An 18,890-nucleotide genomic window follows, 5' to 3' on the forward strand; every position below is an offset into this window, starting at 1 on the left:
GTCTCGTGTTGTCCTGTCTTGCCAGTCCTGCCTGCGTTGCCGGTGGACTTCGCTTGCGCCTCGCTGTCGCTCGCTCCCTGCGCTCGCGGCCCGCCCGTCGGATTGCTCCGGCGCGCGCAAAACGCGCAATTTTACTGCGTGGGGGGGATCGGGTCAAACCGATGACGTCAAGCGTCCTGACCCCAAGTCAGCACAATCTTGCCGACGTGCGTACTGCTCTCCATCAGCGTATGCGCGTCGGCAGCCTGGGCGGCTGGAAACACGCGATGCACGACCGGCTTGATGCGCCCCGCTTCGAGATGCGGCCACACGCGCTCCTTCAGTTGCGCGGCAATCTGCGCCTTGAACTCGATCGGCCGCGGCCGCAGCGTCGAACCGGTGACCGTCAGGCGGCGGCGCAACACTTCGTTCAGGTTCAGTTCCGCCTTCGCGCCGCCGAGCAACGCGATCAGCACGATGCGGCCGCCATCGGCGAGCGCCGACAGCTCGCGCGGCACGTAGCTGCCCGCCACCATGTCGAGGATCACGTCGACGCCACGATCGTTGGTCAGCGACTTGATGACCTCGACGAAATCTTCAGTCTTGTAGTTGATCGCCCGTTCGGCGCCGAGCGCTTCGCACGCGCGGCACTTGTCGTCCGAGCCGGCGGTGGCGAACACACGGAAGCCTAACGCGTGTGCGATCTGGATCGCCGTCACACCGATGCCGCTCGAGCCGCCCTGCACGAGCAGCGTTTCGTTCGCGCCGCCTTCGCCCTGGCCGAGCTGCGCGCGATTGAACACGTTGCTCCACACGGTGAAGAAAGTCTCGGGCAGTGAAGCTGCCTCGACATCCGACAACCCCGCAGGCACGGGCAGGCATTGCAACAGCGGCGCGGCCGCATATTCCGCGTAGCCGCCGCCCGCGAGCAGCGCGCACACGCGATCGCCGATCTTCAGACCAAACGGGTTGCTCTTCTCGTCGATCGTGCCGCCGACGATCTCGCCCGCCACCTCCAGCCCCGGCAGATCTGACGCCCCCGGCGGCGGCGCATAGCCGCCCTTGCGCTGAAACACATCCGGACGATTAATGCCGGATGCCGCCACCTTGATCAGCACCTCGCCCGCCTTGAGCTGCGGCGTCGGACGCTCCGCCAGCTTGAGGACTTCCGGCGCACCGAATTCAGTGATTTCGATCGCTTTCATCTGCGTCAACTCCAAGATTGGATTGCGTTGCCTACCCGTTAATGCCGTCGGCCCTGGCACCGCGCTGCCGTCGAAATGTGCAACGCAATCCATCCTGCATGAAAAACGGCCGGCGCGCATGACACGGCCGGCCGTTTGTCCGCTACCGCATTACTGCGGCGTCGGTTCGCCTTGCGGCGCGTCGTTCAGCAATGCCTTCGCCGACAGACGCACACGTCCCTTCTCGTCCGTCTGGATGACCTTGACCTTCACCTGCTGGCCATCCTTCAGGTAGTCGTTGATGTCCTTGATGCGCTCGTTGGCGATCTCGGAGATATGCAGCAGACCGTCCTTGCCCGGCAGGATGTTCACGATCGCGCCGAAGTCGAGCAGCTTGAGCACGGTGCCTTCGTAGACCTGACCCACTTCGACTTCCATCGTGATCGCTTCGATACGACGCTTCGCTTCGGCCATGCCTTCGCTGTTCGTGCTGGCGATCGTGACGACGCCGTCGTCGGAAATGTCGATCGTCGTGCCGGTTTCTTCGGTCAGCGCGCGGATCACCGAACCGCCCTTGCCGATCACGTCGCGGATCTTTTCCGGGTTGATCTTGATCGTGATCATGCGCGGTGCGAACTCCGACAGCTGCGTGTTCGCGCCAGCCACGGCCGAAGTCATCTTGCCGAGGATGTGCATGCGGCCTTCCTTCGCCTGCGCGAGCGCGACCTGCATGATTTCCTTCGTGATGCCCTGGATCTTGATGTCCATCTGCAGCGCGGTCACGCCTTGTTCCGTACCCGCCACCTTGAAGTCCATGTCGCCGAGGTGATCTTCGTCGCCGAGGATGTCGGTCAGCACCGCGAAGCGGTTGCCTTCGAGGATCAGGCCCATCGCGATACCGGCGACGTGCGCCTTCATCGGCACGCCAGCGTCCATCAGCGCGAGGCAGCCGCCGCACACCGAAGCCATCGACGACGAACCGTTCGACTCGGTGATTTCCGACACGACGCGGATCGAATAGCCGAATTCGTCGGCGCTCGGCAGGCAGGCGACGAGCGCGCGCTTCGCGAGACGACCGTGACCGATTTCACGGCGCTTCGGCGAACCGACGCGGCCCGTTTCGCCGGTTGCGAACGGAGGCATGTTGTAGTGGAGCATGAAGCGTTCGCGGTACTCGCCTTCGAGCGCGTCGATGTTCTGCTCGTCGCCCTTGGTGCCGAGCGTTGCGACTACCAGCGCCTGCGTCTCGCCGCGCGTGAACAGCGCCGAGCCGTGGGTACGCGGCAGCACGCCGGTGCGAATTTCGATCGGGCGCACGGTGCGCGTGTCGCGACCGTCGATGCGCGGCTCGCCGTTCAGGATCTGCGTACGGACGATCTTCGCTTCGATGTCGAACAGCACGTTGCCGACCGATGCCTTGTCGGCTGCGGCGGTGCCCGCTGCGGCCGCTTCTTCCTCGAGCTTCGCCGAGGTGGCTGCGTAGACTTCCTTCAGCTTGGTCGAGCGAGCCTGCTTGTCGCGGATCTGGTAAGCGGCGAGCAGATCGGCTTGTGCGAGCTCGGTCACGCGCGAGATCAGCGCTTCGTTCTTCGCTGCCGGTTGCCAGTCCCACTCGGCCTTGCCACCTTCGCGGACCAGTTCGTGGATCGCATCGATCGCGATCTGCATCTGCTCATGACCGAACACGACGGCGCCGAGCATCACTTCTTCGCTCAGTTGCTGCGCTTCCGATTCGACCATCAGCACCGCACGCTCCGTACCCGCGACGACGAGGTCGAGCGCCGATTCCTTCATCTGCGGACGCGTCGGGTTCAGCACGTATTCGTTGTTGATGTACGCCACGCGTGCCGCGCCGACCGGGCCGTTGAACGGCAGACCCGACACCGCGAGCGCCGCCGATGCGCCGATCAGCGCGGGGATGTCGGCGGGGACCTCCGGATTCAGCGACAGCACGTGAATCACGACCTGCACTTCGTTGTAGAAGCCTTCCGGGAAGAGCGGACGCAGCGGACGGTCGATCAGGCGCGAGATCAGCGTCTCGCCTTCCGACGGACGGCCTTCACGGCGGAAGAAGCCACCCGGGATCTTGCCGGCAGCGTAGGTCTTTTCGATGTAATCGACGGTGAGAGGGAAGAAGTCCTGGCCCGGCTTGGCGGTCTTCGCGCCGACCACGGTGGCGAGCACCACGGTGTCTTCGACGTCGACGATGACCGCGCCGCCCGCCTGGCGAGCGATTTCACCGGTTTCGAGGCGAACGTTGTGCTGCCCCCACTTAAACTCTTTGACGATCTTGTTGAACATAGTCATTGCTTTTCCTCATCGTAATGCCGCGCGGACCGGAAGCGGCGCGGCAACGCCGGGGCCGGCGCCACATGGGAAGAGTCGTGCTATGCCATTCCAGAGAGCCACGCGCTGCGGTGCGCGCAAACCGCTGGAATGACACAAAACTCCGCCCTGAAGCCCGGCCTTGTTTCTGTTGCTGCCTGTTTTACTACTGTTCTTCTACTGCTATTGCCTTGCTCGTGGACCCCGCGCGAACCGGCATACGCCGTGGGTCACACATGGCGCGCGTTACAGGAAGCGCGCCGCGCAAAAACAAAATGCCTGTATCAGCGAAACTGACACAGGCATCTTGCTGAACGACTGGCCGATTACTTACGCAGACCCAGCTTCTCGATCAGGCTGCGGTAACGGTCCGCGTCCTTACCCTTCAGGTAGTCGAGCAGCTTGCGACGGCGGCTCACCATGCGCAGCAGACCGCGGCGGCTGTGGTGATCCTTCGTGTGCTCCTTGAAGTGGGAGGTCAGTTCGTTGATACGGGTCGTGAGCAGCGCGACCTGAACTTCGGGGGAGCCGGTGTCGTTGGCTGCGCGTGCGAATTGCGCGACGACTTCGGACTTCTTGCTTGCTTCAACTGCGGACATGTCAATTTCCTTGATAACTGGACAGGCGGTCACGGAAGAAAGGCCGTGCCGTGGGATACCCGTTTCACAATCTACTGAGTCCCGTTTGTGGCTGCGTGACCTGAATCGGCACCCAGCCCAATAACGGGACGCGTATTGTAGCACAGCCCGTCCCGGCCGCGAACCCCGGGCAGGCAAGGCGAATTGCGCGTCGCTCGCGCTCGCTCAGGGCCGCCGCATCCGACAAACGGTCGGTAATGCCGTGCGTTCGGCCGGCAGCGTCAACACGGTGCGAAAACCATAGCCGGAGCCTTCGTTATCGAACTGCACGCCCGGCGTACCCGCCTTTTCCATTTGCATCACGTAAAGGGGCTGGATCAGCTGATGATCATCGGCGCGCATCCACGCGGCGTGAAAACCATTGTCGAAACGGATGCCCTCGAGCGCTTTCGCGACTGCCGTCGGATCGGCGCTGCCGGCGCGATTCATCGCGGCGGCGAGCGTTTCGATCATCAGCGGCATGCGCAGGACCGGGTAATCGTCCTGGGCGGCCGGAAAGCGCGCGCGGAACGCCGCATACCAAGCGTCGGAGGCCGCGCCGCCGACGTTCGGATGCCATTCGGCCACTGCGATCACGTGACCCACGCCCGCGTCGCCAAGCGCGGCCGGCGCGCCGAGGCTGTTGCCATAAAACGTGTAGAACTTCGTATCGAGGCCCTGCTCGCGCGCCGCCTTCACGAGCAGCGTCAGGTCGTTGCCCCAGTTGCCAGTGATCACCGCGTCCGCGCCGCTCGCGCGGATCTTCGCGATATACGGCGCGAAGTCCTTCACGCGGCCGATCGGGTGAAATTCGTCGCCGACCACCGCGATGTCGGGGCGCTTCGTCGCGAGCGTCGAGCGCGCGAGACTGCTCACGTCGTGGCCAAAGCTGTAATCCTGGTTCAGCAGATAAACCTTCTTCACCGCCTTGTCGCGCTCGATCACGTCGGCGAGCGCGGCCATGCGCATGCCCGCGTGCGCGTCGAAGCGAAAGTGCCAGAAGCTGCAATCCGCGTTGGTGAGCGCGGGGTCGTCGGCGGAGTAGTTGAGGAACAGTTCGCGGTTGTCCGGCTCGCGGCTATTCTGCTTGTCGATCGCACCGATCAGCGCTGCGGCCACCGCCGAGCTATTGCCCTGCAGGACGTAGCCAATATGTCGGTCCGCGGCCGCGCGCAATTGCGTCAGCGCTTCCTCCGTGCTGCCCTTGCTGTCGAGCACGACGAGTTCGAACGGATGCGCACCGTCCGCGAGCTTCACGCCGCCGTGCGCGTTCACCTGCTCGACACCGAAGCGCAGATTGCGTTCGACCGCCGCGCCCGCGTTGGCGAACGGGCCGGACATGCCTTCGATCAGCGCGAGCTGGATAGGCGTGCCTGAGGGCTTGCCGGCCGGCGACGGGTTTGCCGTCGTCGCCGCCGTCGCCGCGTGCGCTGCGCCCGCCGCGGCCAGCGCTATCGAAATTGCCGTCAGCGCCAGTGTCGCCGCCCGTTGCCACATCGCCATTATCGCGTCCTGCCTGAATCGTACGAAGCGCGGATCATAGGACGTCGCGCACGGAATAGGCAAGCTTGCACAGACGTTATCTTTGCAGCGCCGCGCGCGTTCCCGCGGCGCGCATGCTTTTGTCGTGGCGCGTGTCAAAATGAGGCGTCTCGATGATAAAAACCTCTACTCGAACGCCATCGGAGGAAGAAATGCTCAACCGCCCCCACCGCACGGCGGCCTCTCTTGCGACGCCAGCCGGCGCCCGCTTACGCCGCGCCGCGCTCGTCTGCCTCAGCGCGCTCGCGCTCGCCGGCTGCGCGCAGCCGTGGCAGCAATATCAGCAGGGGGCGGACGTCTCGACGATCATCACGCGCCTCGGTCCGCCGCGCGAAATCTACGATCTGCCCGACGGCGGCAAACGCCTGATGTGGCCAACGCAGCCGATGGGCGAAACCACCACGGCTGCCGACATCGACGCGGCCGGCAAGATCGTCAACATGCGCCAGGTGCTGCAACCCAACGAGTTCTACCGTGCCGAGATCGGCAAATGGACGCGCAGCGACGTGCTGGTGAACTTCGGCCGTCCGGTCGAAACCTCGTACTTCCCGTTGATGAGGCGCGAGGTCTGGACGTATCGCTATCTCGAAGACAACGTCTGGTACATGCTGTACAGCTTCTATTTCGACGACCAGGGCATCCTGCGTCTCACGCAAAAGACCCCCGACCCGCTGCACGACCCCGACCGCCGCAGCCTGTTTTGATGGCACTGAGCGCTCTTGCAGGGCGCAGTATCAATATCTCAAAAAGCCGCCTTTAATAGGCGGCTTTTTTATTTCTTGAGCATAAAAACGAATTTTATCCTGCTTACGTCAAACATTTTCCAAAAGAAAGGTTATTGTAAACACCCTTCGCGTCCCGGACCGCGACCAACCGCGCGGCCGCTGTCACGGTCCGGTGCCACGTCAATCGCCACTCTTAGGGAACTGCCACGATGAACCGCCCAAAACATCTGCTGGTCGCCAACGTCGCGTGGGCGCACGAAACGGCGACGCGCAACCCGGCATTTTTTCGCGACCTGATGCGCGGACAGAATCCGCAGGTTCTGTGGATCGGCTGCTCGGACAGCCGCGTTCCCGCCGAAACGATCACGCATTGCGAGCCCGGCGATCTGTTCGTCCATCGCAACATTGCCAACCTGTTTCATCCCGACGACGACAATGTCGCGAGTGTCCTCGAATACGCGGTGCGGGTGCTCAAGGTCGGTCATGTGATCGTCTGCGGGCACTACGGTTGCGGCGGCGTACGTGCCGCGCTGCTGCCACCAGACCCCGCGCTGCCGCATGTGAACCGCCGCATCGCACCGCTCTGCGTACTCGTGAAAACGCATCGCGAGGAACTGGACGGCGCGGCGAGCGAGCCCGGCCGCGTCAACCGGCTCGCCGAGCTGAACGTGCTCGAACAGGTGCGGCAACTGCGCGCGAGCGCGATCGTGCGCGAGGCTGACCCGGTGCCGCTCGTGCACGGCTGGATCTTTGCGCTCGACGACGGGCGCATCAAGGTTCTCTCGTCCGGCTATACCGCCGACGACGCGATGACCTGCGCGACCGCCGTTCATAGCGCGGCCTAGCGAAGCGCGTCCCCGTCCCTTTCGAACCGCCGACGGAGCCCGCAGCGGAATCGCCCCACGCCACCTCCGTTCGTCGCCCATCGCCCTACCTCTCGCTTTTCGACGCCATGAATACTCAAAGCTCATTCTCCACGCTCAAGCACGACGTGCTCGCCGGAACGGCCGTCTTTCTCGTGGCCCTGCCGCTTTGCCTCGGCATTGCCCACGCATCGGGCGTCGACCCGTTCGCGGGGCTGCTGTCCGGCATCATCGGCGGGCTCGTGGTCGCCGTGCTGAGCGGCTCCCGTCTGAGCGTAAGCGGCCCGGCCGCGGGGCTCGTCGTGATCGTCGTCGACGGCATCGCACGGCTTGGCGGCTTTTCCGCTTTCCTGCTGGCCGTCCTGCTGTCAGGCGTCATCCAGTTCGGCTTCGGCATGCTCAAGGCAGGACGGTTCGCCGCCTATGTGCCATCGCCAGTGATCAAAGGGATGCTCGCGGCTATCGGCGTGCTGCTGATTCTCAAGCAGTTTCCCATTGCGGTGGGCCAGTCCGCCACCGGTGCCGCCGTCAAGTCGGCGGCGCTTGCCACACCGCTCGGCGCGATCTCGCCGACCGCCGTTCTGATCACGTTGCTGTCGCTCGCGATCCTCGCAGGCTGGGAAACGCGCGCGCTGCGCCGCTTCGCCGTCGTGCGCATCATGCCTGCGCCGCTTGCGGTGGTGCTGCTCGGCATTGGTGCGACGCTCACGCTGAAGCTCGTCGCGCCATCGCTGGCACCGGCCGCCGAAGGACGGGTCGCGTTGCCGTCGCTCGAATCGTTCGCGGCACTGCAAGCAGTGCTCGCCTCGGCCGATTTCGGACCGCAGTTCACCCAGCTCATCAATCCCGACATCTGGCGCGTTGCAATCACGATCGCAATCGTCGCGAGTCTCGAAACACTTCTGAGCCTCGAAGCGGTCGAGCAGATCGATCCGGAACGGCGCCGCGCGCCGCCCGATCGTGAGCTCAAGGCGCAGGGCGTGGGCAATCTGATCGCGGGCGCGATCGGTGGCCTGCCGATCACTTCGGTGATCGTGCGCAGCTCCGCGAACGTGCATGCCGGCGGAAAAACCCGCACTTCGGCAATCGTTCATGGCGCATTGCTGCTCGTCAGCGTGTTCGCGCTCACGAGCGTGATCAACCTGATTCCGCTTGCCTGTCTTGCCGCGATCCTGATCTTCACCGGGTTCAAACTGGCGAAGCCATCGTTGTTCACGGGGCTCGCGCGGCAGGGATTCGCGCCGTTCGCACCGTTTATCGTCACACTCGTCGGCGTGCTCGTCACCGATCTGCTGATCGGCATCGTGCTCGGCATACTGTGCAGCATGCTGTTCGCGCTGTACGCGAACCTGCGCGGCCCGATCGTGCTCGCGCAGCATGGCGATCACTATCTGCTGTCGTTCCGCAAGGACGTGTCGTTTCTCGGCAAGGTGCCGCTCAAGCACTATCTGCAGCAGATTCCGGATGGCGCCACCGTCATCGTCGACACCACGCGCGCCGATTTCGTCGATCACGACGTGCGCGAGCTGCTCGATGCTTTCGTCGCCGATGCGCCTCGCCGCGAGATCACCGTCGAGGTCAGAAATCAGGTCCGTGAGCAGGCGCGCGCATCGCGGGGTTGGTCGCTACGACGCACCGCGGCGGAGTAGTTGCGGCCTATCGCGTCGGCGCGCCCGCGCGAAGACGGCGAAAAAAAGCCCCGGGTGCTGAGCACCGCGGGGCTTCACCTTCAAACCCTATTCCAAATGGCGCGCTAGTTACTCCGAGCGCTGCGGATTCACCTTATCCGCATTCGAATAGAGCTTGTTGAGCGCTGAAAAATACGCCTTCGCGGATGCCGCGACGATATCCGGATCAGTACCGACGCCGTTGACGATGCGTCCGCTCTTCTGCAGCCGCACCGTCACTTCACCCTGCGCCTGCGTGCCGGTCGTGATCGCGTTCACCGAGTACAGCAGCAGCTCGGAGCCGCTGCCCACTTCCGTTTCGATCGCGTTGAGGGTGGCGTCGACCGGGCCGTTGCCGCGCGCTTCGCCGGTGATCTCCTTACCCTCGACCGAGAACACGACCTTCGCGTGCGGCTGCTCGCCGGTTTCCGAATGTTGCGACATCGACAGGAACTTGTAGTGCTCCTTCTCGTGCGCTTCGGCCGATTCCTCGTTGACGATCGCGATGATGTCTTCGTCGAAAATCTCCGACTTGCGATCGGCGAGTTCCTTGAAGCGCGCGAACGCCGTGTTCAGTTCCGCTTCGCTATCGAGAGCGATGCCGAGCTCCTGCAGACGTTGCTTGAAGGCGTTGCGGCCCGACAGCTTGCCGAGCACGATCTTGTTCGCGGACCAGCCCACGTCTTCCGCACGCATGATTTCGTAGGTATCGCGCGCCTTCAGCACGCCGTCCTGATGAATGCCCGACGCGTGCGCGAACGCGTTCGCGCCGACCACGGCCTTGTTGGGCTGCACGACGAAGCCCGTGATCTGCGACACGAGCTTCGAGGTCGGCACGATCTGCGTCGTATCGAGGCCGACGTCGAGTCCGAAGTAGTCCTTGCGGGTCTTCACCGCCATCACGATTTCTTCGAGCGACGTATTGCCCGCGCGCTCGCCGAGACCGTTGATCGTGCATTCGACCTGACGCGCGCCGCCCAGCTGCACGCCGGCGAGCGAATTCGCGACCGCCATGCCGAGGTCATTGTGACAATGCACGGAGAACACTGCCTTGTGCGAGTTCGGAATGCGCTCGCGCAGCGTCTTGACGAGCTGGCCGTAGAGTTCCGGCACGCCGTAGCCGACCGTATCGGCGATGTTGATCGTCGTCGCGCCTTCGGCGATCACCGCTTCGAGCACGCGGCACAGGAAGTCCATGTCCGAGCGGCTGCCGTCTTCCGGCGAGAATTCGACGTCGTCGGTGAACTTGCGCGCGAAACGCACCGCGAGCTTCGCCTGCTCGAACACCTGGTCGGGCGTCATGCGCAGCTTCTTCTCCATGTGCAGCGGCGAGGTGGCGATGAACGTGTGGATGCGGAAGTGATCGGCCGGTTTCAGCGCGTCGGCGGCACGCTGAATGTCTTTGTCGTTCGCGCGCGCGAGCGAGCAAACCGTGCTGTCCTTCACGAGACCCGCGATCGTGTGAATCGCGTCGAAGTCGCCGTTCGAGCTGGCCGCGAAGCCAGCTTCGATCACGTCGACTTTCATCCGCTCGAGCTGCTTGGCGATGCGGATCTTCTCTTCCTTCGTCATCGACGCGCCGGGCGATTGCTCGCCGTCACGCAGCGTGGTGTCGAAAATGATCAGTTTGTCGGACATGTCAGGCCTCCTCGGGAGTCTTTCAAATGTGGGGATTGGTGTTGGAATAGGACGATGGGCGCCGCCGCTGGCGAGGTAGCGCGATCGCGATGATCGCAGCCAAAGCGGTCGGAACGCAAAATCGCATAAGACGTGAACGAAGCATGATGGCGCGGCGCAGCGAACGGTCTCGCGGACCCGCCACGATCGGCGACGCCAGCGCACTTATCCGACGACTATAGCGGCATTCCAGTCACCGCGCAATGCGCGCTGGAGCGGGTTGCGGCCCGCTCCAAAGCCCCCTCGCGATGGGACGAACCAATGAAAAACGGCAGCCCGTGGACTGCCGTTTTTCACTGATCGAGACGCTGAACGGCGGCCTTGAACGTTACCGGTCGTGCGACATGGAACGGGCCGGATTGGCTTTGCCGCGCACCGCCTGGTAAGCCCAGAACACGTAGCCCGACAGACCGTACAACACGAACAGACCGAACAGCATCAGCGGCGGATCGGACGACACGAGCACGAACGCGACCACCACCAGCAGGATCACGCCGAACGGCACGCGATGTCGCACGTCGAGCGCCTTGCCGCTATAGAACGGCGCGTTCGACACCATCGTCACGCCCGCATAGATGGTCAGCACGAAGGCGACCCACGGCAGCCAGACGAGCTTCAGCGGCACGCGGTTGTCGGTCGCGAGCCACACGAAACCGGCGATCAGTGCCGCCGCGGCCGGGCTCGGCATGCCCTGGAAGAAACGCTTGTCGACCACACCGATGTTCGTGTTGAAGCGCGCGAGCCGCAGCGCCGCGCCGGAGCAGTAGACGAACGCCGCCAGCCAGCCCCACCGGCCGAGATCCTTCAGGATCCACTCGTACATCACGAGCGCGGGAGCCACACCGAACGACACCATGTCCGACAAACTATCGAACTGCTCGCCGAACGCGCTTTGCGTATGCGTCATGCGCGCGACGCGGCCGTCCATGCCATCGAGCACCATCGCGACAAAGATCGCGATCGCCGCGATCTCGAAGCGCACGTTCATCGCCTGCACGACGGCGAAGAAGCCGCAGAACAGCGCGGCCGTGGTGAACGCATTCGGCAGCAGATAGATGCCGCGCTTTCTGAGGAACTGCTGACGCTGGGCGCGCCGGCTGTCGGCGGCCGGCGACTCCCCGACCACCGGCTTGTTGCGGCGAAACGGACGCGGCAGCGGTCCGCTGGTGCGGGGTCGACGCGGTTTGAATGCGGCCATTCGGACAACCTCCTGTATGCCGCTTTACAGCTCGGCGAGGATCGTGGACGACGCCGACACCTTCTCGCCGATCGACACACGCGGACGGCTGCCCACCGGCAGATACACGTCGACGCGCGAACCGAAGCGGATGAATCCGTAACGCTGGCCGCGGGTCAGCGGCTCGCCTGCACGGACGTAGCAAAGAATGCGCCGCGCGATCAGGCCGGCGATCTGCACCGACGTAACCGTCTGACCGCCGGCCATTTCGATCACGACCGCATTGCGTTCGTTTTCGAGCGAGGCTTTATCGACCGCCGCGTTCAGGTACGCGCCAGGGAAGTACTCGACCTTCGAGATCGCGCCATCGACCGGCGAGCGCTGCGAGTGCACGTTGAACACGTTCATGAAGACGCTGATTTTCAGCGCTTCGCGATTCGCATAGGGGTCGTGCGCGGTTTCGACTGCGACGATGCGGCCGTCGGCGGGACACAGCACCGCGTTGGCCTGGGTCGGAATCGGCCGCGCCGGGTCGCGGAAGAACTGCACGACGAAGATCAGGATCAGCCAGAAGATCCACGCAATGCCGAACCCCGCGAAGGCGTGAACCAGTAGTGCAACGACGGCCGCGATGGCGATGAACGGCCAGCCTTCTCGCGCGATGATCGGATGAGGGTAATTCATGGATGGCTTCTGTGTTTTTGTAAAACCGTAGGATAGCAAAAGCCGCCCAGGGTTCAGCACCCTTGGACGGCTTTTTGACTGATCCGGCCGCCGCGCCGAAGCGCCGTACCGGACCTGGTGAGCTCGAGACGCTTAGTTCTTCGACTGGTCGACGAGCTTGTTCTTCGCGATCCACGGCATCATCGCGCGCAGCTTCGAGCCGACCTGTTCGATCTGGTGCTCGGCCGTCAGACGGCGGCGCGATTGCAGCGTCGGTGCGCCCGCCTTGTTTTCGATGATGAAGCTCTTCGCGTACTCGCCGGTCTGGATGTCGGTCAGCACGGCCTTCATCGCCTTCTTCGTTTCAGCGGTCACGATGCGCGGACCCGTCACGTACTCGCCGTACTCGGCGTTGTTCGAGATCGAGTAGTTCATGTTCGCGATGCCGCCTTCGTAGATCAGGTCGACGATCAGCTTCAGTTCGTGCAGGCACTCGAAGTACGCCATTTCCGGCGCGTAACCCGCTTCGACCAGCGTTTCGAAGCCAGCCTTGATCAGGTCGACGGTACCGCCGCACAGGACAGCCTGCTCGCCGAACAGGTCGGTTTCGGTTTCTTCGCGGAAGTTCGTTTCGATGATGCCGGCACGGCCGCCGCCGTTGGCCGCCGCGTACGACAGCGCGATGTCACGCGCCGCGCCCGACTTGTCCTGCGCAACCGCGATCAGGTGCGGCACGCCGCCACCTTGCGAGTAGGTGCCGCGAACCGTGTGGCCCGGCGCCTTCGGCGCGATCATGATGACGTCGAGGTCGGCGCGCGGAATCACCTGGCCGTAGTGAACGTTGAAGCCGTGCGCGAACGCGAGCGCTGCGCCCTGCTTGATGTTCGCGTGGACTTCCTTCGCGTACACGTCGGCGATCTGCTCGTCCGGCAGCAGCATCATGACGACGTCCGCGCCCTTCACCGCTTCCGCGACTTCCTTCACTTGCAGGCCGGCGTTCTCAGCCTTGCTCCACGATGCGCCGCCCTTGCGCAGACCGACCGTGATGTTCACGCCGCTTTCCTTCAGGTTCAGCGCGTGCGCATGGCCTTGCGAGCCATAGCCGATGATGGTGACCTGCTTGCCCTTGATGAGGGAGAGATCGGCGTCCTTGTCGTAGAAAACTTTCATGTCGGTTCCTTGGCTAGATTCGATGATTCAGAGTAATTCAGATGCTGCGAATGTTGGTGTTGTCAGCCGGGCGATGCCGCGTTGCCCGGCGATGCGAAACGCGACGTCAGACCTTCAGAATGCGCTCGCCGCGACCGATGCCCGAGCTGCCCGTACGGACCGTCTCGAGAATCGCCGTGGAATCGAGCCCCTCGATGAAGGCGTCGAGCTTGTCGCTCGCCCCCGTCAGTTCGATCGTGTAGGTCTTTTCGGTGACGTCGATGATGCGGCCGCGGAAAATGTCCGACATCCGCTTCATCTCCTCACGTTCCTTGCCGACCGCTCTCACCTTGATCAGCATCAGCTCGCGTTCGATGTGGGCGCCCTCGGTAAGGTCAACCACTTTCACCACCTCGATCAGGCGGTTCAGATGCTTCGTGATCTGTTCGATCACGTCGTCCGAGCCAACGGAGACGATGGTCATGCGCGACAGCGAACGGTCTTCGGTCGGGGCCACCGTCAAGGTTTCAATGTTGTAGCCGCGTGCGGAGAACAGACCCACCACGCGTGACAGCGCGCCTGGTTCGTTTTCCAGCAGGACGGAAATGATGTGTCTCATGTTTCGCTTCTTCCAGATGTAATGTCGATGTCAGCGAGCGGAGCGGCGCCGCTTCGTCTGCCCTCGCCTTTTGTGAAGGCGCGCATCACGAAGCCGGCGCTGGATTTATCCAGACGCCCCGTCGTTAAAGATCTTCCGAACCCATGAGCATCTCGGTGATGCCCTTACCGGCCTGGACCATCGGCCAGACGTTTTCGGTCGGGTCGGTCTGGAAGTCGAGAAACACCGTGCGATCCTTGAGGCGCAGCGCTTCCTTCAGCGCCGGTTCGACGTCGGCCGTGCGCTCGATGCGCATGCCCACGTGACCGTACGCTTCGGCGAGCTTCACGAAGTCCGGCAGCGCGTCCATGTACGAATGCGAATAGCGCTTGCTGTATTCGATCTGCTGCCACTGGCGCACCATGCCCAGATAGCGGTTATTCAGCGAAATAATCTTGATCGGCAGGTCATACTGCTTGCAGGTCGACAGCTCCTGGATACACATCTGGATGGAGCCTTCGCCGGTGATGCAGAGCACGTCGTCGTCCGGGTGGGCCATCTTCACGCCCATCGCGGCCGGCAGGCCGAAGCCCATCGTGCCGAGGCCGCCGGAGTTGATCCAGCGACGCGGCTTGTTGAACTTGTAGAACTGCGCGGCCCACATCTGGTGCTGGCCGACGTCGGAGCACACGAACGCGTTGCCGTCGGTCAGCTCCCATGCCTTTTCGACCACGTACTGCGGCTTGATGATGTCGCTCTTGCGGTCGAACTTGAGGCAATCCTTCGAGCGCCAGCCTTCGATGTCTTTCCACCAATCGGCGAGCGCCGCGGTGTCCGGGCCATGCTCGGCCGTCTGCAACTGCTCGATCAATTCCTTCAGCACTTCCTTCACGTCGCCGACGATCGGAATGTCGACCTTGACGCGCTTGGAAATGGAAGAAGGATCGATGTCGATATGGATGATCTTGCGCGGGCGCGACGCGAAGTGGTTCGGATCGCCGATCACGCGGTCGTCGAAGCGCGCGCCGATCGCGATCAGCACGTCGCAGTGCTGCATCGCCATGTTGGCTTCGTACGTGCCGTGCATGCCGAGCATGCCGAGGAATTTCTTGTCGCTCGAGCGATAACCGCCCAGACCCATCAGCGTATTGGTGACCGGGTAGCCGAGCAGATCGACAAACTGGTTCAGCTCACGCGACGCATCCGCGAGCACGATGCCGCCGCCGGTGTAGATATACGGGCGCTTCGCCGACAGCAGCAGCGACACCGCCTTGCGGATCTGACCGGAGTGGCCTTTCGTGACGGGGTTGTACGAGCGCAGCGACACGCTCCTGATCGGTTCGTACTGGCAGGGCGCCTTCGACACGTCCTTCGGAATGTCGATCAGCACCGGGCCGGGACGGCCGGTACGAGCGATGTAGAAAGCTTTCTTGACGGTGGCGGCGAGATCGCGCACGTCCTTCACGAGGAAGTTGTGCTTCACGCAAGGACGCGTGATGCCGACCGTGTCGCATTCCTGGAATGCATCCTGACCGATCGCGGCAGTCGGCACCTGGCCGCTGATCACCACCATCGGGATCGAATCCATGTACGCGGTGGCGATGCCAGTCACCGCATTGGTGACGCCGGGGCCGGAGGTCACGAGACACACGCCGACCTTGCCGGTGGAGCGCGCGTAGGCGTCCGCAGCATGCACGGCGGCCTGTTCGTGGCGCACCAGCACATGCTGGAATTTGTCCTGCTTGTACAGCTCGTCGTAAATGTAGAGTACCGAGCCGCCGGGATAGCCCCAGATGAACTCGACGTCTTCGTCGGCCAGTGCCTTCATGAGCACGGTGGCGCCGATAGAGTCTGCTTCGTGATGGGGGGTCGTATCCGACGTGGAGAATTCCGCGCTGGGCATATTCATTGATTCACCTTTCGAATTTTCGGCAAAAAATTGATCGGGTGCTCTCTGCCGGGCTCGTGACTCGGGTTCAAGCGGCGCGTCCAGTTGACAGGCGGGCTTCTTGGGCCACACCTCAATTGAGACAACTCACTTATGTTGCGAACCAGCGACAATAGCGGCTGCCGCGCCCGCGGTCAAGCAAATATTGCCATTGGATCGCACGCCGGGGCGCGCGATCGGGCGTAATGTCGCCTGTCATGCAAATGCAAGCTTGAGCATGTTTCGCCCCTCGCGGAGCAAAAGTTTGTTAGCATCCGCGAGTTTTACGACATTTTTCGACCGATTACGCGCACGCTTGCTGCGCCGACCCCAAACGGATGGCATCAGACAAGGAACTCGCCGATTTTCTGGCGGGCGTCGAAAGGCGCGCGTTCAAGCAGACGGTCTACGCCGTGCGGGACGACGACGCGTCCCTCGACATCGTGCAGGACGCGATGATCAAGCTCGCCGAGAAATACGGCGACCGTCCAGCAGCCGAGCTACCGCTGCTGTTTCAGCGTATTCTGCAGAATGCGACGCACGACTATTTCCGTCGTGCCAAAGTACGCAACACGTGGGTTAGTCTGTTCTCGTCGCTGGGCAACGCCGACGACGACGAATTCGACCCCCTGGAGACCTTCGAGGCCGAGTCGGGATCGGTTGGCTCCGAGAGCAACGAACGGAAGCTCGAACGCGAGCAGGTCTTGCAGTTGATCGACGACGAAATCCAGAAATTACCGGCACGTCAACGGGAGGCGTTTCTCATGCGTTATTGGGAGGATATGGATGTCGCCGAGACTGCCGCCGCAATGGGCTGCTCCGAAGGCAGCGTGAAAACACACTGCTCCCGGGCCACGCACACGCTGGCGCAAGCGCTCAAGGCGAAAGGAATTACGCTATGAGCTCCCTCGAAAACACAGAACTCGAGTTTGCGCGTCAACTGCGCCGCGCGCTCGACGAAACCACCGCCAGCCTTCCTCCCGCCACCGTCGACCGGCTCGCCGCGGCGCGTCGTGCCGCGCTGTCGCGCAAGAAGCCCGACGCCGTCAGCGCGCCGGTGTTCGTGCCTGCGTTCGCGGGCATGCCGGCTGGGATGACGGGCTTGCCGCAGGCGGGCCTCGAGCCGCGCCGCCGCTCACGGCTGCGCCGCTTCGCGCTTGCGTGGCCGCTCGTGGCGCTGGTCGTGAGCCTGATCGGCATCGCGTACTGGGAAGACCACCAGCGCACCGCCGAGCTCGCCGATATCGATGCCGCCATGCTAAGCGACGACCTGCCGCTCAATGCCTATCTCGACCACGGCTTCAACGCGTATCTTTCACGCGGCCACTGAGCGGGAGATTCCTCGGGTGAGTTACAAGCGCGGGCTGGCCGTTGTTTTCGGATGCACGATCGCGGCCCTGGTGTCGTTTGTCGCGACCTATCCGCGCTTTCACCCGACTCCGTCGGCCACGGGTAATCCGTTGCCCGGCGCCAACGTGACCGCACGGGCGCCTGCACCCGCACTGTCCGTCGAATTGCCCGATCTGCCGGGCAGCAACAGTCCCCTCGCCTGGTCGCGCCTGAGCGCCGCCGACCATGTCGCGCTCGCGCCATTCGAATCCCAGTGGGATTCGTTTAGCGATGAACGCAAGCGCAAATGGATCAAGATCGCATCCAGATACGCGAAGATGTCGCCCGATGCGCAAAAACGTCTGCATGAGCGCATGGCTGAATGGGTCCGCATGACGCCTGATCAACGCCGCGTTGCGCGTGAGAACTATCAGGTTTCGAAGGAGTTGCCGCGCGAAGCGCGCCAGAACGCGTGGAAGGCGTACCAGCAGCTGCCCGAGGAGACCAAGCAGCGGCTTGCAGCGAGCGAACACAAGCGTCGTCCTAGCGTCGTTAGCGCGCCGCCTTCGGCTCGCAACGAGATCAAGGGCATCGACCGGCTCGTCAACGCGCGCGAGCACACCGCCGGCGCCAGCGATGCCGCTGCCGCGAGTGCCGCGCCCGCCGCCTCCGCACCGGCCGCGGCCTCACTGCCAGCGATTCCGGCGGCGGGCAGCTTCGTGCCGGCGACGCCGCTGCCGGTGTCACCGGCCGAAGCACCGGCGATCTTCCACGGCTCCTGATTCCGATCCCCAGCCCATTTCGTGTCCCAGCCTCTCGCCACTCCAACCCTGCCCGCCGCCGCACCCGGCGGCACTGCGCCTACCGTCCGGCGACGGCTCGCGGCACTGCTCTACGAAGCGGTCATTCTGTTCGGCGTCGTGTTTATCGCCGGCTACCTGTTCAGCACGCTCACGCAGCAGCGTAACGGGCTCACGCATCACAACCTGCTTGCCACGTGGATCGGCCTCGTAGTCGGTGTGTATTTCGTCTGGTTCTGGACGCATGGCGGCCAGACGCTGCCGATGAAAACCTGGCGGTTGCGGGTTGTCGGCGCTGATGGCGCGCCGGTTTCTGTTGGACGGGCGATCGTGCGGTATGTGCTTGCGTGGTTGTGGTTCTTGCCGCCGCTGGCGTTGCATCCTCTGCTTGGCTTGCGCGTGCCGCAGACGCTTTTTATTGCGGGTGTCTGGTTCGTGTTGTGGGCTGCGAGTGGGCGTTTTGATCCGCAGCGGCGGTTTTTGCATGATCGACTTGCGGGGACGCAGGTGGTGGCGGTGGGGCGCTGAGCGCGCCGGGTCGATGGCTCAGGTCGGTCATCATGCGGTGGTGGCCTTTCCTTGTTTTGTTATCGGTCTATTGGCGTTGCCCCTGTGCGGGGCGGCACCTACTTTCTTTGCTGCTGCAAAGAAAGTAGGCAAAGAAGACA

At 63.4% G+C, this 18,890-nt stretch carries 17 protein-coding genes; 7 read left to right on the forward strand and 10 right to left on the reverse strand.

Going from position 1 to position 18,890, the window contains the following annotated elements:
• Window positions 1-167: 167 nt before the first annotated feature.
• The 4 genes from CI15_RS08490 to CI15_RS08505 form a co-directional block, all read right to left on the reverse strand.
• Window positions 168-1,184, reverse strand: coding sequence for an NAD(P)H-quinone oxidoreductase (locus CI15_RS08490; protein ID WP_062127155.1), 1,017 nt, complete (start codon window positions 1,182-1,184; stop codon window positions 168-170).
• 150 nt (window positions 1,185-1,334) lie between these two features.
• On the reverse strand, window positions 1,335-3,470 hold the full coding sequence (pnp, locus tag CI15_RS08495; RefSeq protein WP_174543212.1) for a polyribonucleotide nucleotidyltransferase: 2,136 nt from the start codon (window positions 3,468-3,470) through the stop codon (window positions 1,335-1,337).
• Window positions 3,471-3,814: 344 nt separating this feature from the next.
• Entirely contained in the window at window positions 3,815-4,087 is a 273-nt protein-coding gene (gene rpsO, locus CI15_RS08500; protein ID WP_008920609.1) for a 30S ribosomal protein S15, read from the reverse strand.
• Window positions 4,088-4,291: 204 nt separating this feature from the next.
• Window positions 4,292-5,611: a branched-chain amino acid ABC transporter substrate-binding protein gene (locus CI15_RS08505; protein WP_075643684.1), complete on the reverse strand. Its 1,320-nt coding sequence runs from the start codon at window positions 5,609-5,611 to the stop codon at window positions 4,292-4,294.
• A gap of 188 nt (window positions 5,612-5,799) precedes the next feature.
• On the opposite strand from CI15_RS08505, the gene CI15_RS08510 reads away from it, so the two are divergent.
• From CI15_RS08510 to CI15_RS08520, 3 genes are all read left to right on the forward strand, one after another.
• Entirely contained in the window at window positions 5,800-6,351 is a 552-nt protein-coding gene (locus tag CI15_RS08510) for a hypothetical protein (protein ID WP_062126315.1), read from the forward strand.
• A 230-nt stretch (window positions 6,352-6,581) separates the two neighbouring features.
• The gene (locus tag CI15_RS08515; RefSeq protein ID WP_062126317.1) at window positions 6,582-7,217 is read left to right on the forward strand and encodes a carbonic anhydrase; all 636 of its coding nucleotides are present in this window, start codon (window positions 6,582-6,584) and stop codon (window positions 7,215-7,217) included.
• Between the two features lie 107 nt (window positions 7,218-7,324).
• Window positions 7,325-8,884 (forward strand): SulP family inorganic anion transporter, encoded by a 1,560-nt coding sequence (locus CI15_RS08520; protein ID WP_062126320.1) that lies wholly within the window; start codon window positions 7,325-7,327, stop codon window positions 8,882-8,884.
• Window positions 8,885-8,992: 108 nt separating this feature from the next.
• On the opposite strand, the gene CI15_RS08525 is transcribed toward CI15_RS08520, so the two are convergent.
• The 6 genes from CI15_RS08525 to CI15_RS08550 all read right to left on the reverse strand — a co-directional run bounded on the left by CI15_RS08525 (window position 8,993) and on the right by CI15_RS08550 (window position 16,075).
• Window positions 8,993-10,540: a 2-isopropylmalate synthase gene (locus CI15_RS08525; protein ID WP_062126323.1), complete on the reverse strand. Its 1,548-nt coding sequence runs from the start codon at window positions 10,538-10,540 to the stop codon at window positions 8,993-8,995.
• A 367-nt stretch (window positions 10,541-10,907) separates the two neighbouring features.
• Window positions 10,908-11,777, reverse strand: coding sequence for a CDP-diacylglycerol--serine O-phosphatidyltransferase (pssA, locus tag CI15_RS08530; RefSeq protein WP_062126326.1), 870 nt, complete (start codon window positions 11,775-11,777; stop codon window positions 10,908-10,910).
• 24 nt (window positions 11,778-11,801) lie between these two features.
• The gene (locus CI15_RS08535) at window positions 11,802-12,440 is read right to left on the reverse strand and encodes a phosphatidylserine decarboxylase (protein ID WP_062126329.1); all 639 of its coding nucleotides are present in this window, start codon (window positions 12,438-12,440) and stop codon (window positions 11,802-11,804) included.
• Between the two features lie 132 nt (window positions 12,441-12,572).
• Window positions 12,573-13,589, reverse strand: a complete 1,017-nt coding sequence (gene ilvC / locus CI15_RS08540) for a ketol-acid reductoisomerase (protein ID WP_008920617.1) — start codon at window positions 13,587-13,589, stop codon at window positions 12,573-12,575.
• Window positions 13,590-13,695: 106 nt separating this feature from the next.
• Window positions 13,696-14,187: an acetolactate synthase small subunit gene (gene ilvN, locus CI15_RS08545; RefSeq protein WP_008920618.1), complete on the reverse strand. Its 492-nt coding sequence runs from the start codon at window positions 14,185-14,187 to the stop codon at window positions 13,696-13,698.
• A gap of 124 nt (window positions 14,188-14,311) precedes the next feature.
• A complete protein-coding gene (locus CI15_RS08550; RefSeq protein WP_062126332.1) occupies window positions 14,312-16,075 on the reverse strand; it encodes an acetolactate synthase 3 catalytic subunit in 1,764 nt (587 codons plus the stop codon).
• Window positions 16,076-16,431: 356 nt separating this feature from the next.
• On the opposite strand from CI15_RS08550, the gene CI15_RS08555 reads away from it, so the two are divergent.
• From CI15_RS08555 to CI15_RS08570, 4 genes are read left to right on the forward strand one after another with little or no spacing between them, the layout of a single operon-like run.
• On the forward strand, window positions 16,432-16,995 hold the full coding sequence (locus CI15_RS08555) for an RNA polymerase sigma factor (RefSeq protein WP_062126335.1): 564 nt from the start codon (window positions 16,432-16,434) through the stop codon (window positions 16,993-16,995).
• Window positions 16,992-17,423, forward strand: coding sequence for a DUF3619 family protein (locus CI15_RS08560; RefSeq protein WP_062126338.1), 432 nt, complete (start codon window positions 16,992-16,994; stop codon window positions 17,421-17,423). Before CI15_RS08555 ends, CI15_RS08560 begins: the two co-directional genes overlap by 4 nt.
• Before the next feature lie 16 nt (window positions 17,424-17,439).
• Complete coding sequence (locus CI15_RS08565; protein WP_062126341.1) at window positions 17,440-18,204, forward strand: DUF3106 domain-containing protein; 765 nt, start codon at window positions 17,440-17,442, stop codon at window positions 18,202-18,204.
• A 21-nt stretch (window positions 18,205-18,225) separates the two neighbouring features.
• Window positions 18,226-18,750, forward strand: a complete 525-nt coding sequence (locus CI15_RS08570) for an RDD family protein (RefSeq protein ID WP_062126344.1) — start codon at window positions 18,226-18,228, stop codon at window positions 18,748-18,750.
• The last annotated feature ends 140 nt before the right edge of the window (window positions 18,751-18,890 follow it).

This window comes from Paraburkholderia monticola (genome assembly GCF_001580545.1).
Taxonomy (GTDB): Bacteria; Pseudomonadota; Gammaproteobacteria; order Burkholderiales; family Burkholderiaceae; genus Paraburkholderia; species Paraburkholderia monticola.

What these genes read in the sequence shown, in the direction of transcription:
- CI15_RS08490 (WP_062127155.1), bottom strand. Translation starts at nt 1,184, where the DNA reads ATGAAAGCGATCGAAATCACTGAATTCGGTGCGCCGGAAGTCCTCAAG.
- pnp (WP_174543212.1), bottom strand. Translation starts at nt 3,470, where the DNA reads ATGACTATGTTCAACAAGATCGTCAAAGAGTTTAAGTGGGGGCAGCAC.
- rpsO (WP_008920609.1), bottom strand. Translation starts at nt 4,087, where the DNA reads ATGTCCGCAGTTGAAGCAAGCAAGAAGTCCGAAGTCGTCGCGCAATTC.
- CI15_RS08510 (WP_062126315.1), top strand. Translation starts at nt 5,800, where the DNA reads ATGCTCAACCGCCCCCACCGCACGGCGGCCTCTCTTGCGACGCCAGCC.
- CI15_RS08515 (WP_062126317.1), top strand. Translation starts at nt 6,582, where the DNA reads ATGAACCGCCCAAAACATCTGCTGGTCGCCAACGTCGCGTGGGCGCAC.
- CI15_RS08520 (WP_062126320.1), top strand. Translation starts at nt 7,325, where the DNA reads ATGAATACTCAAAGCTCATTCTCCACGCTCAAGCACGACGTGCTCGCC.
- CI15_RS08525 (WP_062126323.1), bottom strand. Translation starts at nt 10,540, where the DNA reads ATGTCCGACAAACTGATCATTTTCGACACCACGCTGCGTGACGGCGAG.
- pssA (WP_062126326.1), bottom strand. Translation starts at nt 11,777, where the DNA reads ATGGCCGCATTCAAACCGCGTCGACCCCGCACCAGCGGACCGCTGCCG.
- CI15_RS08535 (WP_062126329.1), bottom strand. Translation starts at nt 12,440, where the DNA reads ATGAATTACCCTCATCCGATCATCGCGCGAGAAGGCTGGCCGTTCATC.
- ilvC (WP_008920617.1), bottom strand. Translation starts at nt 13,589, where the DNA reads ATGAAAGTTTTCTACGACAAGGACGCCGATCTCTCCCTCATCAAGGGC.
- ilvN (WP_008920618.1), bottom strand. Translation starts at nt 14,187, where the DNA reads ATGAGACACATCATTTCCGTCCTGCTGGAAAACGAACCAGGCGCGCTG.
- CI15_RS08550 (WP_062126332.1), bottom strand. Translation starts at nt 16,075, where the DNA reads ATGAATATGCCCAGCGCGGAATTCTCCACGTCGGATACGACCCCCCAT.
- CI15_RS08555 (WP_062126335.1), top strand. Translation starts at nt 16,432, where the DNA reads ATGGCATCAGACAAGGAACTCGCCGATTTTCTGGCGGGCGTCGAAAGG.
- CI15_RS08560 (WP_062126338.1), top strand. Translation starts at nt 16,992, where the DNA reads ATGAGCTCCCTCGAAAACACAGAACTCGAGTTTGCGCGTCAACTGCGC.